At 66.7% G+C, this 12,858-nt stretch carries 14 protein-coding genes and 1 riboswitch; of the genes, 8 read left to right on the forward strand and 6 right to left on the reverse strand.

All coding sequences use genetic code 11. From position 1 onward, the window contains the following. Nucleotides 1-6 precede the first annotated feature (6 nt). Nucleotides 7-1,062, reverse strand: a complete 1,056-nt coding sequence (locus BMY53_RS17620) for an aldo/keto reductase (protein WP_218151257.1) — start codon at nucleotides 1,060-1,062, stop codon at nucleotides 7-9. 182 nt (nucleotides 1,063-1,244) lie between these two features. Between BMY53_RS17620 and BMY53_RS17625 the strand changes: the two genes are divergently transcribed. Beyond that, the gene (locus BMY53_RS17625; RefSeq protein ID WP_092947813.1) at nucleotides 1,245-2,171 is read left to right on the forward strand and encodes an AraC family transcriptional regulator; all 927 of its coding nucleotides are present in this window, start codon (nucleotides 1,245-1,247) and stop codon (nucleotides 2,169-2,171) included. A gap of 319 nt (nucleotides 2,172-2,490) precedes the next feature. Further along, nucleotides 2,491-3,039, forward strand: coding sequence for a hypothetical protein (locus BMY53_RS25990; RefSeq protein WP_092947814.1), 549 nt, complete (start codon nucleotides 2,491-2,493; stop codon nucleotides 3,037-3,039). Here the strand turns inward: BMY53_RS25990 and BMY53_RS17635 are convergent. Further along, entirely contained in the window at nucleotides 2,940-3,773 is an 834-nt protein-coding gene (locus BMY53_RS17635; protein WP_092947815.1) for an HAD-IIB family hydrolase, read from the reverse strand. The two genes, BMY53_RS25990 and BMY53_RS17635, sit on opposite strands and share 100 nt — an antisense overlap. A gap of 30 nt (nucleotides 3,774-3,803) precedes the next feature. Next, a riboswitch (S-adenosyl-L-homocysteine riboswitch) is annotated at nucleotides 3,804-3,901 on the forward strand. 165 nt (nucleotides 3,902-4,066) lie between these two features. On the opposite strand from BMY53_RS17635, the gene ahcY reads away from it, so the two are divergent. The 4 genes from ahcY to BMY53_RS17655 all read left to right on the forward strand — a co-directional run bounded on the left by ahcY (nucleotide 4,067) and on the right by BMY53_RS17655 (nucleotide 8,107). Further along, nucleotides 4,067-5,500, forward strand: a complete 1,434-nt coding sequence (gene ahcY, locus BMY53_RS17640) for an adenosylhomocysteinase (RefSeq protein ID WP_092947816.1) — start codon at nucleotides 4,067-4,069, stop codon at nucleotides 5,498-5,500. Between the two features lie 111 nt (nucleotides 5,501-5,611). Then, nucleotides 5,612-6,376, forward strand: coding sequence for a TlyA family RNA methyltransferase (locus BMY53_RS17645; protein WP_092947817.1), 765 nt, complete (start codon nucleotides 5,612-5,614; stop codon nucleotides 6,374-6,376). A 58-nt stretch (nucleotides 6,377-6,434) separates the two neighbouring features. Then, nucleotides 6,435-7,328 carry a methylenetetrahydrofolate reductase [NAD(P)H] gene (gene metF / locus BMY53_RS17650; protein ID WP_092947818.1) on the forward strand — a complete coding sequence of 298 codons (894 nt, stop codon included), beginning with the start codon at nucleotides 6,435-6,437 and terminating at the stop codon, nucleotides 7,326-7,328. 119 nt (nucleotides 7,329-7,447) lie between these two features. Then, entirely contained in the window at nucleotides 7,448-8,107 is a 660-nt protein-coding gene (locus BMY53_RS17655; RefSeq protein ID WP_092947819.1) for an OmpW/AlkL family protein, read from the forward strand. Nucleotides 8,108-8,277: 170 nt separating this feature from the next. Here the strand turns inward: BMY53_RS17655 and pepQ are convergent, their stop codons facing one another. After that, on the reverse strand, nucleotides 8,278-9,654 hold the full coding sequence (gene pepQ / locus BMY53_RS17660; RefSeq protein ID WP_218151258.1) for a Xaa-Pro dipeptidase: 1,377 nt from the start codon (nucleotides 9,652-9,654) through the stop codon (nucleotides 8,278-8,280). After that, on the reverse strand, nucleotides 9,651-10,307 hold the full coding sequence (locus BMY53_RS17665) for a 5-formyltetrahydrofolate cyclo-ligase (RefSeq protein ID WP_092947821.1): 657 nt from the start codon (nucleotides 10,305-10,307) through the stop codon (nucleotides 9,651-9,653). The genes pepQ and BMY53_RS17665 overlap by 4 nt, the downstream gene beginning before the upstream one ends. Before the next feature lie 82 nt (nucleotides 10,308-10,389). Between BMY53_RS17665 and BMY53_RS17670 the strand changes: the two genes are divergently transcribed. Beyond that, the gene (locus tag BMY53_RS17670) at nucleotides 10,390-10,815 is read left to right on the forward strand and encodes a TfoX/Sxy family protein (RefSeq protein WP_092947822.1); all 426 of its coding nucleotides are present in this window, start codon (nucleotides 10,390-10,392) and stop codon (nucleotides 10,813-10,815) included. Here BMY53_RS17670 and BMY53_RS17675 read toward each other — a convergent pair. Beyond that, the gene (locus tag BMY53_RS17675) at nucleotides 10,763-11,131 is read right to left on the reverse strand and encodes a DUF2917 domain-containing protein (RefSeq protein ID WP_092947823.1); all 369 of its coding nucleotides are present in this window, start codon (nucleotides 11,129-11,131) and stop codon (nucleotides 10,763-10,765) included. The two genes, BMY53_RS17670 and BMY53_RS17675, sit on opposite strands and share 53 nt — an antisense overlap. 126 nt (nucleotides 11,132-11,257) lie before the next feature. On the opposite strand from BMY53_RS17675, the gene BMY53_RS17680 reads away from it, so the two are divergent. After that, on the forward strand, nucleotides 11,258-12,235 hold the full coding sequence (locus BMY53_RS17680; protein ID WP_092947824.1) for a LysR family transcriptional regulator: 978 nt from the start codon (nucleotides 11,258-11,260) through the stop codon (nucleotides 12,233-12,235). Between the two features lie 27 nt (nucleotides 12,236-12,262). Here the strand turns inward: BMY53_RS17680 and BMY53_RS17685 are convergent, their stop codons facing one another. Beyond that, nucleotides 12,263-12,853, reverse strand: a complete 591-nt coding sequence (locus BMY53_RS17685) for a 5-formyltetrahydrofolate cyclo-ligase (protein WP_092947825.1) — start codon at nucleotides 12,851-12,853, stop codon at nucleotides 12,263-12,265. Between the last annotated feature and the right edge of the window lie 5 nt (nucleotides 12,854-12,858).

Here is a 12,858-nt window from a genome sequence, read left to right on the forward strand (position 1 = left end):
TTCCCGTCACGCCGCCTTCAACGGCGCAGGCGTGGAGCCGTTGAGCAACGCCATCGAGACCTCCGGATATCGCAGGCCGGACACCGGATGCAATGCCAGCAGTGCGGCCAGCTCTTCGCGCAGAACGTCATTGAAGCGCAGCCGGGCCGCCCGGGCGTTTTCTTCCAGGCGCGCCATGCTGCGGGTGCCGGGGATCGGCACGATGTCCGGGCCCCGGTCCAGCAGCCAACCCAGTGCCAGTTGCGCCGCCGTCATGCCGTGGTCGGCAGCCAGCGCGCCAAGTGCATCGGCCAGGCCGAGGTTGGCACGCAGGTGGGCCGGCTGGAAGCGCGGGTTGAGCCGGCGCCAGTCGTCGGTGGCCAGTTGATCGGGGCTGCGGATGGCGCCGGTCAGGAACCCACGGCCCAGCGGGCTGTAGGGCACCAGCGCAATGCCCAGCTCGCGGCAGGTCGGCAAGATCTCCTCTTCGACGTCACGGGTCCAGAGCGAATACTCGCTCTGCACGGCCGTGATGGGGTGGACACGATGGGCGCGGCGGATGGTCTCGGCTGACGCCTCCGACAGCCCCAGATGGCGCACCTTGCCCGAACGCACCAGTTCGGCCATGGCGCCCACGGTGTCCTCGATGGGCACCTGGGCATCCACCCGGTGCAGGTAGTACAGGTCGATGTGGTTCACGCCCAGGCGGCGCAGGCTGGCATCGCAGGAGCGATGCACGTTGGCGGGGCTGCCGTCCACACCGCTGGAGAGCCCTTCGGCACTGCGCACGATGCCGAACTTGGTGGCCAGCACCACCTCGCGGCGGCGGTTGACCAGCAGCCCGGAGAGCAGGCGCTCGTTGGTGCCTTCGCCATAGATGTCCGACGTATCCAGGAAATTCATGCCCAGGTCCAGGGCGCGGTGCAGCACGGCCAGCGAGTGGCCGTCGTCGGCCGGGCCGTAGTAATCGGACATGCCCATGCAGCCCAGGCCGAGGGCGGACACTTCAGGACCATGGGCGCCCAGGCGGCGGCGGGGCACCTGAGGCAGCTGGTTGAGGGGTTCACGGGTGAAGACGGTCATGGCGGCACTCCTTGGTTCTAGCTGCGTTGGCGAGGCCAGTGGGCCTCAACGCGGCGATGTCGAGAGCTTAGGAATTCACCCCCTCCCGCAACCAGCGCAAAGCTCGCACTTCATTGCCCAATCCTCCAGACCCCTTGCGCGCACCCTGTGCATGCGCGCGTTCTATTTGCACAATCCACGGCATGGTTGCCCCCACATCCCTCCCCCTGGCCGACGAACTGCAGGCGCTGCGCGCCCAGATGGTGGATCTCACCCTGCGCCACGTGCCTGGCGAAGGCTCCCACCAGAGCGCGATTTCCTGCCTGCACCTGGTCCGGGCCTGCAGCACCACGCCCAAGGGCCCTGCGCTGTACGAACCCGGTGTGGTCATCGTGCTGCAGGGCCGCAAGAAAGTGGAGCTGGGGCAGGAAACGCTCTTTTACGACCCGCTGCACTTCCTGCTCGTCTCCATGACCATGCTGCCGCGTGGGCAGGTGGTGGATGCCACGCCGGAGAAGCCGTATCTCTGCATCCGCGTGAGTTGCGATACCCAGACCCTGGCCGACCTGATGCTGGAGGTCGGGCCCATGAGTTCCGATGCCACGCCGCAGCCCCAGAGCGGGCTGAACGTGGCGCCGGTGGACGCCCCGCTGCTGGGCGCCGGCCTGCGGCTGATGCAGTTGCTGGACAACCCGCAGGACCAGCGGGTGCTGGGGCCGCTGCTGCAACGCGAGATCTTCTATCGCGTGCTGACAGGGCCGCTGGGCCCGCGCCTGCGCTCACTGGCGCAGCAGGACAGCGCCACGCGCCGGCTCTCCCGTGCCATTGACGAACTCACGCGCCGCTTCAACGAGCCGCTCAGCATCGAGCAACTGGCGGAGGTGGCCCACATGAGCCCTTCCACGCTTCATCAGCGCTTCAAGCAACTGACCAGCTTCTCGCCGATGCAGTACCAGAAGCAGCTGCGCCTGCAACATGCCCGGCGCCTGATGCTGGCGGAAGGCCTGGACGCGGCCAGCGCGGCGCACCAGGTGGGCTATGAAAGCGCCTCGCAGTTCAGCCGTGAATACCGCCGGCTCTTTGGCACGCCACCGCGTGCGGATATCGAGCAGATCCTGCGGGCGAGTTGAGTCGGCGCTGACCTGGATCAGCGATGCAGTGCTGAGGCGCCGAGGCCCATGTGACGCCTGAGGCGCCCGAGGCACCTGAGGCACCTGAGGCACATGGTGGCACCTGAGGCGCCTCAGGCGCTGACCGATCCTGGAACGGACGAAGAGCCCCGAAACGGGGGACAAGCCGGTGCAACCTACTCGCGCGGCCACTTCAGAAGCTCAGCGCAAGAGCCGACAACAAGGTGAAGGCCTGGGCAGGCCATCTCCCCACGGCCTGCCGTTTTTGCGATCATTGCCACACCCGCCACCCCGCGGGCCGCCCCGCAGGAGGTCACCGATGTTCATGACCGGCCGGAGTCAATTCCATGCCTCCCATTCCGATGCCGAAGCGAACCTGCGCTTTGCCTTGTCCCGCCTGGGCGTGGACTGGCGCCATCTGCGCGCCGGAGAGCTGGAAGTCCTGCTGCGCCACTTGCTGATGGCGGAACACCGCTGCATGCCACACCGCAGCGTCGTCCCTGAACTGCCCACCAACCGCTGGCTGCTGCCGCGCCTGCGCTGGCGCCGCCAGTTGGTGGCCCACCGCCTGGTGGCCCTGGGCGGCAAGGTCAGCCACGCCACCCTCTCTCGCGTGCTGCCACGAGGGACCGCCTGGCCGGGCATTGCCGCGCTGGTGGGCCGGCATGCCTGGGACCCGGTGCTGGCCCGCCATCCGCGGGATCATCAGACGCCCGAGCCCATCGCCACTGGCCTGGAGCGCGCGGGCGCCCCGTCGGATCCATCCGATCAGTCGCTCGCGCGCGTCGCTTCACCCACGGCCCTGGCCGCCAACAGCGCCTGGACCACTTCCGCAAAGCCCAAGCCCCGCTCACCCGCCGCCACATAGGCGGGCCGGTGCGTGAGCAGCGGCAGGAAGCGCTGGATATTGGCCACGCCCACCGTCAGCGGCAGGCGCTCGAACATGAGCTGATCGTTGCTGGAGTCGCCCACATAAACCCATTCAGCCGGGTCGAACAGCCGCCCCGTCAGGCGCGGCACGGCCCAGGCTGCCGCCGTCCATTTGTTGTGATCGCCGATCCAGCCATTGATGTGGATCGAGCTCACCGTCGCTCGCAGCCCATGCGCCCGCATGACCGCACACACCGCCTCGATACCGGCCGGCGGCAGATGCGTGAACTCACTATGGTCGATGGCAATGTCCGTCAGGCGACCAGCGATGTCGCGGGCCAGCAGGGCGCCAGGCACGCGCGCCAGGATGTCCGCAGCGCAGCGCTGCAGCCGCTCGAAGTGGCCGAGGCGGGTGGGTTCGTCCTGGGCGAATTCGATGGTCAGCGGCTCTGGCTCGGGGGTCTGCCAGTCAGGCCCGTGGCGATGCAGCAGCACCCCGCCGTTCTCCGCCACGATGCCCCGCACCGGCCAGGCCCGCGCAAATGGTTCGCTCCAGCCTGCCGGGCGCCCCGTGATGGCGATCACCGGCACACCGGCATCCGCCAATCGCGCCAGGGCTTCCCGGGCAGCCGGCGCCAGGGCGCCGTGCTCGGTGAGCGTGTCATCGATATCGGTCAGCACGCCCACCAGGGCGCGCCATTCCTCACGCGAACAAGACTTCAGAGGCTTCATGAGCCGCGATTGTGCGTCTACAATCCCCCTCGTTCCGAGGAGCGTTGCGACCTCTCACTCGACAGAGGCCAGGCTCGGAACCGCTGTGGCACAACCAGCCCACGGCCCAGCAACCGCGCTCACCCGTTGACCTTTTTGGCGGCTGGGTGAGTCTGCTCCCCCCGATCCTGCGGCCGATCTCTTCGCCCGACCTGTCCGGACCTGCCGGACGGCCCGGACCTCGCGAAGGGCCTGCGGATCGCACAGGTTCCTCCAGCCCCAGTGTCAACGGCCCATCCCAAGCAGGAGCCCGTATGACCGCCGTTCAAAAGCCGCTGGCCCAAGACCAGTACCTGATCAAAGACCTGTCGCTCGCCGACTGGGGCCGCAAGGAACTCAGCATCGCCGAAAGCGAAATGCCCGCGCTGATGGCCATCCGCGAGGAATACGCCGCTAGCCAGCCGCTCAAGGGCGCACGCATCACCGGCTCCCTGCACATGACCATCCAGACCGGCGTGCTGGTGGAAACGCTGCAGGCCCTGGGCGCCGACGTGCGCTGGGCCTCCTGCAACATCTTCTCCACGCAGGACCATGCCGCTGCCGCCCTCGTGGCCCGCGGCACCCCCGTGTTCGCCTACAAGGGCGAGACGCTGGAAGACTACTGGGATTACACCCACCGCATCTTCGACTTCGGCCCCAAGGGCTCGGCCGGCGAAGGCCCCAACATGATCCTGGATGACGGCGGCGATGCCACGCTGCTGATGCACCTGGGCCAGAAGGCCGAGAAGGACCTCTCCGTGCTGGCCAACCCCGGCAGCGAGGAAGAGCGCGTGCTGTTCGCCGCCATCAAGCGCAAGCTGGCCGAAGACGGCACCTGGTACACCCGCAAGAGCGCCGAGATCATCGGCGTGACCGAGGAAACCACCACCGGTGTGCACCGCCTGAAGGAAATGTCCGCCAAGGGCAGCCTGCTGTTCCGTGCCATCAACGTGAACGACTCGGTCACCAAGAGCAAGTTCGACAACCTCTACGGCTGCCGTGAATCGCTGGTGGACGGCATCAAGCGCGCCACCGACGTGATGGTGGCCGGCAAGATCGCCGTGGTGGCTGGTTATGGCGACGTGGGCAAGGGTTCCGCCCAGGCCTTGCGCGCCCTCTCCGCCCAGGTGTGGGTCACGGAAATCGACCCGATCTGCGCACTGCAGGCCGCCATGGAAGGCTACCGCGTCGTGACCATGGAATGGGCGGCCGACAAGGCCGACATCTTCGTGACCACCACCGGCAACAAGAGTGTCATCCGCCATGAACACATGGCCGCCATGAAGCACAACGCCATCGTCTGCAACATCGGCCACTTCGACAACGAGATCGACGTCGCCTCGCTGGAACAGTACGAGTGGGATGAGATCAAGCCGCAGGTGGACCACGTGATCTTCCCGGACGGCAAGCGCATCATCCTGCTGGCCAAGGGTCGCCTGGTCAACCTGGGCTGCGGCACCGGCCACCCCAGCTACGTGATGTCGTCCAGCTTCGCCAACCAGACCATTGCCCAGATCGAGCTGTTCGCCCACAAGGACGCCTACGACATCGGCAAGGTCTACGTGCTGCCCAAGCACCTGGACGAGAAAGTGGCGCGCCTGCAGCTCAAGACGCTGAACGCGCAACTGTCGGAACTGACGGACGAGCAGGCCGCCTACATCGGCGTGCCCAAGCAAGGCCCGTTCAAGCCTGACACCTACCGCTATTGATGTCCTGAACGGCCTCGGGGACGACAGCCGTCTCCCGCCACGCCGCCGGCGTTTGACGCATGGCTGCGCGGCCGGAGACAGCGCCGTCGCCCCGGGGCCGCACCTACCCCGATGAGAGCAGACCAGTTGCTGGTGTCCACCGGCCTCGCCCCGACCCGCTCCGCCGCCCAGCGGCTGATTGAGCAGGGGGCCGTCCAATGGGAGTCGCCCAAGGGCTGGACATCGTTGAAGAAGGCCGGTGAGGCCTTGCCCGAGCATGCCGCGCTGCGCATCACCGATGACGCGGAGCTGCGTTATGTCTCGCGTGGCGGGCTCAAGCTGGAAGGCGCACTGAAGGCCACTGGCATCGATGTCACGGGCATGCGCGCGCTGGACGTGGGCCAGAGCACCGGTGGCTTCACCGACTGCCTGCTGAAGGCCGGCGCCGCGCGTGTGGTGGGGCTGGATGTGGGGCACGCGCAGCTACATGCCTCGCTGCGCCAGGACCCACGCGTGACCGCGCTGGAAGGGACGCATGTGCGTTCACTGCCGGACTCCCCGCTGCGCGAGTTGGCCCCCGGCGCGGGCTTTGACATCGTGGTGGGGGACCTGAGCTTCATCTCCATGATCGGCGCCTTGCCCCAGCTGGACCCATGGCTGGCCCCCGGCGGCCATGCACTGCTGCTGGTGAAGCCGCAGTTCGAGCTGGGCCCGCAGGCCATCGGCAAGGGCGGGCTGGTGAAGGATGTGTCGCTGTACCCCCAGCTTGAGCAACAGGCGCGCGACGCCGCGCTGGCGCTGGGCTGGCAGGTGGCGGGCTGGATGGACAGCCCCATCACCGGTGGCGACGGCAATCGAGAGTTTTTCCTGTGGGCGCGCAAGACCGCATCACCTTGAGCAGCGCCGTCAGCGACGCCCTGAACCATGCATGAACAGATCCGGAGGAGCCACCGCCATGACCACGCCCACAACGGCTACAACGGCCACAACGGCCACGACTGCCAAAACCGCCACGACCCCCGTCAGCATTGAATTCTTCCCGCCCAACACGCCGGTGGGCAGCGAGAAACTCAAGACCGTGGTTCAGGAGTTGCGCGCGGTGAACCCGCAATATTTCAGCGTGACCTACGGCGCGGGCGGCTCCACCCGGGAGAAGACGCTGGCCACCGTGGCGAGCATTGCCGGCCAGGGCTTTGATGCCGCGCCCCATCTCTCCTGCGTGGGCTCCACCCGCGAAAACATCGCCGAGATTCTGGCCACCTACCGTGCCCAGAATGTGCGCCGTGTGGTGGCCCTGCGCGGCGACCTGCCCAGCGGCACCGCCACCGCTGGCGAGTTCCGTTATGCCGCCGAACTGGTGAGCTTCATCCGCCAGACGCAGGGCGAGGACTGGGACATCGAAGTCGCGGCCTACCCCGAGTACCACCCGCAGCAACGTTATGCAGCGCGTGACCTGCAGTACTTCGCCGACAAGATGAAGGCCGGCGCCAACGGCGCCATCACGCAGTTCTTCTACAACCCGGACGCCTACTTCCACTTCGTGGACGCGGTGCGGGCGCTCGGCGTGGACGCGCCCATCGTGCCGGGCATCATGCCCATCAACAACTTCTCGCGCATCGCGCAGTTCTCCCAGCGCGACGGCATCGAGATCCCGCGCTGGGTGTCGATGAAGATGGAAGGCTACATGGACGACGCGGCCTCGGTGCGCGCCTTCGGCCTGGATGTGGTCACACGGCTGTGCGAGCGGCTCATCCAGGGCGGCGCGCCTGGCCTGCACTTCTACACACTCAACCAGTCCGCGCTGACCCTTGAGTTGTGTTCGCGCCTCAAGTTGTCACCCGCTCTTTGATATCCAACAAGGCCGCACGGACTGAAGGGGCACGGCGGCCAAACCTTGTGCCGTATCAAGGTTTCTACTGATCTGCAGGCGTTCAATCCGCTGTGTTCGATACACAAGGAGAACCCTACATGAATACCCTTCGCTCCCATACCGGTCGTGTTTCTTTTCGCCCGCTGGCGGTGGCTGCTGCAGTGACCGCTGCGGTGACCGGTTTGTGTGTGCCGATGATGGTTCAGGCCCAGTCCGTGGAGAACCCATGGCAGGTGCGTGTTCGTGCCGTCAACATCGACTCGGCCAACAAGGACAGCACGGGTTATGGTCTCTCCATCAACAAAAAGACCATTCCGGAATTCGACGTCAGCTACTTCTTCACGCCCAACATCGCGGCGGAGCTGATCCTGACCTATCCGCAAAAGCACAAGCTGTATTCCGAAGGCACCCAGATCGGCACGCTCAAGCACCTGCCGCCCACCCTGACGGTGCAATACCACTTCAACCCAACCGGCACCGTGCGTCCGTATGTCGGTGCCGGCCTGAACTACACCCGCTTCTCCGGCGTGCACTTCGACAGTGCCGTGCAGCAGTCGCTGAAACCCAGCATCAAGAACAACAGCTTCGGCGCGGCCGCTCAAGCCGGCGTGGATGTGATGCTGGACAAGGCCTGGTCCATCAACTTCGACATCAAGAAGGTGCAGATCGGCACCAAGGTGTCGTCGGCTGGCACCGAAGTCGGCAAGTTCAAGGTGAACCCGCTGCTCGTGGGTGTGGGCGTGGGCTACCGCTTCTGATCAACGGTTTCATGGTCGGCGCTATTTGGATTTGGGGCATGCGCCGACCATGGAAAAGGCGCCTCCCTTTTTGGGGAGGCGCCTTTTTTTCGTCCCGGTCTTTTCCTTTGGCGCGCCCGGCTCCTGGCGTCCGGCTCGTCAGGCCAGCGCTTTGCGTCGGGCTGCGCGCTTCAGGCCAGCGTGGCGAATGCGTCCCGCGTGAGGTTCTCGGGGGCAACGCCCTCCGCGCGGCAGACGACGTCGTCCTCGATGCGCACACCACCAAAGGCGCTGAGGTGCTTGACCAGTGCCCAGTCCACCGAGGCTGCGGCCGGCGTGGCACGCAGTTGGTCCAGCAGCATGGGAATGAAATACAGCCCCGGCTCGATGGTGACCACCATGCCGGCCTGCAGCACCCGCGTCAGTCGCAGGTAGGGATGCCCATCGGGCTTGGGCAGGGTGCCGCCCTCTTCGTCCTTCATGAAGCCGCCAATGTCATGCACCTGCAGGCCCAGCAGGTGGCCGATGCCGTGCGGCAGGAAGGTGCTGGTGACCCGCTGGGCCAGCATCGCCTCTTCGTCCATCTTCACGATGCCGACCTGGCGCAGCACCTTGGCGCATTCCGCGTGGGCGGCCAGATGGATGTCGCGGTAGTCGGTGCCGGCGCGCACCAGGTCCACCAGGCGCAGTTGGGAGGCCTCCATGGCGTCGATCAAGGCCTGGAAGGTGGCATCCCCGTTGCCAGTGGTGCGGGTGATGTCCGAGGCATAGCCACAGCTGTGGGCGCCGGCATCCACCAGCAGCGACAAGGACTGCGCGGGCGCCTTCAGGTCCTGGTACTGATAGTGCAGGACGGCGCAGTGCTCGTTCAGCGCCACGATGTTGCCGTAGGGCAGCTCACGTTCGGCCAGGCCCACCGCCTCCAGATAGGCGCGGTGCACCTGCGCTTCGGACGCGCCCTCGCGGAAGGCGCGTTGGGTTGCCAAATGGCCACGTGCACCCAGCACCGAGGCTTCACGCATGCGCACCAGCTCGTACGGGGTCTTGACCGCGCGCGCGTAATGCAGGGCGTTGAGCACCGCCGGTGGGTTGTTGGGCACGATGTCGCCCAGCGCGGCGTCCGCCTCGCCGATGATGGCCAGACGGCCCGGCACCTGCAGGTGGGGCACGGCGTCCGCCGCCTTGCGCACAATCACCAGTTCGAAATGTTCCACCCAGAAGCCACTGGGCGCGGCGGGCGGCACATGCCAATAGTCCTCCGGCTGGCAATACACCAGTCGCGGCTTGTGGCCAGGGCGGATCACCAGCCAGCTGTCCGGATGCTGGACCAGCGGCGCCCATAGCTTGAAATGCGGATTGGGTTGGAAGACGTAGGGGCGGTCGTCCAGGAACGCAAATTTCTCGATGCCCGACGCAATCACCAGCGCATCGAAGCCACCGCGTTGCAGCGCGTGTTCGGTGCGCCGCTGTTGCTCGGCGAGATGGGCGGCATAAAGCGTGGAGGTCGGCGCAGAGGTGGGCGCCGAGCGGTCAGAAGTGGTGGACATGGATTCAGGGGCGGCAGTCATGCGCGGGGATTCTCCCAGACCAGCCCCATCTCGGTCAGCATGGCGTCGAGCCGTACGTCGTTCGGCTGGGCGGTCAGCGTGGGTTGGAAGCCATGGCTGTAGCCCACGCCCACCACCAGCGGGCGGGGCGTGATGCGGGCAATGGTGCGTTTCATGAACCCGCCGCCATACCCCATGCGCAGGCCACCGGGGCCGTAACCCAGGCAAGGCAGTAGCAGCAGTTGCGGATCAAAGGCTTCGGTGTCCTTGGGTTTGGTGATGCCGGTACCGTCTTCTTCCATGGGGCAGCCGGGGTACCAGATATGAAAGCGCAGGCGGTTTTCATCCCGGTCCACCACCGGCAGGCCAATACGGCGTTGCCCGTCGGCCTCGCTCCAGCGGTAGAGGGCCGGCATGGGGTCGAACTCGCCCTTGATCGGCCAATAGGCGGCAATGCGGGCTTCCTTGCGGGCCACCAGCCAGACACGCAGCACACGCTGCAGCTGGTCGGAGAGTGCGAGGCGGCCAGGCAGGTCCAGGCGTTCCTGGATGAGCTGCTCGCGCAGGGCGCGCCGTTCAGCCGCGGCCGCCGCCGCGGCTTCCGGCCCCTGCGGGTGGCCGGCATCCGGGGGGCTGCCCCCGTCATGGCCTGGCTTGCTGTCCTGAGAATCCATCCCGCTCCCGCTTCCTTGGGCCCCCTGGCCCTGCCGACGACGATTGTGGCCGCGCGGCGTGGCGCGCGCTAGAGTCCGCCGCATGGGAACGACTCCTCTGGACAACGGCTTCGTCGCGCACTGCATGGAATTGCTGGCCCCCATCGGACCGATCCGATCACGGCGGATGTTTGGCGGGCACGGGCTGTATGCGGATGGGCTGTTCGTGGCCATCATCAGTTCGGACCAGCTCTACCTGAAGACCGACGACCAGACACGGCCTCGCTTCATGGCGGCAGGTTGCGAACCCTTCCGGTATGACCGGCGTGCACCCGACGGACAGGTCACAACCGCCTCACTGGGTTATTTCCAGCCGCCGGAGGAAGCGCTCGAGTCGGTGGTGTTGATGGCACCCTGGGCACGCCTGGCCATGGAGGCATCGCTGCGCTCGGCCAACGCCAAGCCGGCGAAAACGATCAAGCCGGCGTCAGACGCGGCACCAAGGCCGAGAGCAAGGAAGGCCGGCTGACCTGATGGCGGGCCTGCCATTGGGCACAGGCCTGCGGCGGCACCAACAACTGGAAGCGGGCGGTGGGCCAGGCTTCGATCACCAGTTCCGTCCCGCTGGGCACGTCCAGCGCATCTCCCGCGCTGAGCCAGTAATCATCGGCAGGCAGCTCCAGCGCCCCCTGCTGGGTGACCCACACACGCCCTTCCAGCACCCGCAGTTCTCGACGGCCCGGCCCAATGGGCAGTCGCACGGCTTCGCCTTGGCTCAGTTGCCAGGCTGCATCGCTCAGGTCGGGTGGGGTGGGCTGGATTGATGACAAACGCGTGACGGCCATGATTCACTCCTCTGTGCCTGAACCACCACTGAACGGGCAGCTTTCCTCGAAGGCATGAGCGAATGTTAGGGTTCCCCCGAGGCGGCGTCCAATGACTCTTGGCACGTCGATTGATACCATTTGCGCATGAATACCCAGCGCCAGCGTCCCCTTGCCATTGGTCCGCTACGGGCCTTTGAGGCGGTGGCGCGCCGGTTGAGTTTCAGCGCAGCGGCAGAAGAACTGTTCCTCACCCAGTCCGCCGTCAGCCGCCAGATCCGGGCGCTGGAGGAGGAGTTGGGCGCCACCTTGTTCCACCGGGGAACGCGCCATGTGGCCCTGACCGCGGATGGGCAACTGCTGCAAAGCACGGTGTCGACGCTGCTGGAGCGGCTGGACGGTACGGTGCGGCAGATTCGCCAGTCGCGCGGGCGCCGGGTGGTGAACGTGACCACGTTCGCCTCGTTCGCGTCACTGTGGCTGATTCCGCGCCTGGAGGCCTTCCAGCGGGACCATCCGGACATGGACATCCGCGTGTCCGCCCATGACCAGTTGGTGGACCTTGAGGACAGTGAGATCGACATCGCCCTGCGTTATTGCCAGCCACGTGGGGTGCCGCCCAGCGCCCAGCGCCTGTTCGGCGAGGTGCTGACGCCGGTGGTCAGCCCCTGGATGGCGGGCCAGGCTGCGGCGGGCCAGGTGCCACCGCTGAACACGGCGGCCGACCTGCGCCTGCACACGCTGGCCGAGGAGGATGACCAGCGGCCCAGCGGGCTGTTTCTCAGTTGGCGGCGCTGGCTGGCCGAACGGGGCCAGCCCGAGATGCAGCCGCGCCGCTGGATGTACCTGAACTTCACCTACCAGCAGGTGCAGGCCGCCGTCTCCGGCCAGGCCGTGGCCCTGGCGCGGCTGCCGCTGGTGGCGGATGCCCTGCAGCGGGGCGAACTGGCCGAGCCCTTTGGGGCGGCGGGGCGCATCGGCGCACCCACGGTCTACTGGCTGATGCTCTCCCACCAGGGGCGCGCACGGCCGGAGGTGATGGAATTTGCCCGGTGGATTTCAGGCCAGGCCGCCCTCACCCGGCAGGCGATCGGGGAATCGGAGCCGGCGCCTGCGCAGGACTGACACACCGGCCGATGCAAGGCGCACGATTCAGGGCGCCATCACTTCCTTCTCTGTCAGCACGATGGTGAGCGGCTGGTCATGCGGCTGCACCTCGAACGGCGCCTCGCCGCAGGCCCAGGCCACTCCGATGGTGGTCACGCCCGGGTGCTTCTCCAGCCATCGGTCGAAATACCCCCCGCCATAACCCAGCCGGTAGCCCTCACGGGTGAACCCCAGGCAGGGCACCAGCAGCACCTCCGGGATCAGCACCGGCCCGGTGCTGCTGGGAATGCCGCAGTCGTCCTTCACGGTGGGTGTCTGCCCATCCCAACGGTGGAAGGTCATGGGAACCGGTGCCTCCCCCACCTTTCGGGCGAACGGGAGCGCCAATTGCAGGGAAGTATCGAGTTTGTGGGCACGAGCCCAGTCCGCTGCGTTAAATTCTCCTTCCAGGGGCCAGTACAGCCCGAGGCTCAATGGCTCGAGCTGCCGCAGCAGGGCAAGCAGTTGCTCACCCAGCCGATCTTCCGCCAGGCGGGCCTCGGGGGTCGCCCACCATTCCCTGCGGCGCGCCAGCAAGGCGCGGCGCAGTTCGTTTCTCTCATGGGGCCAAGTGTTGTCCGTGGGGGAGGCATTCATCGCAG

The organism is Roseateles sp. YR242 (genome assembly GCF_900109745.1).
Classification (GTDB): Bacteria; Pseudomonadota; Gammaproteobacteria; order Burkholderiales; family Burkholderiaceae_C; genus Roseateles.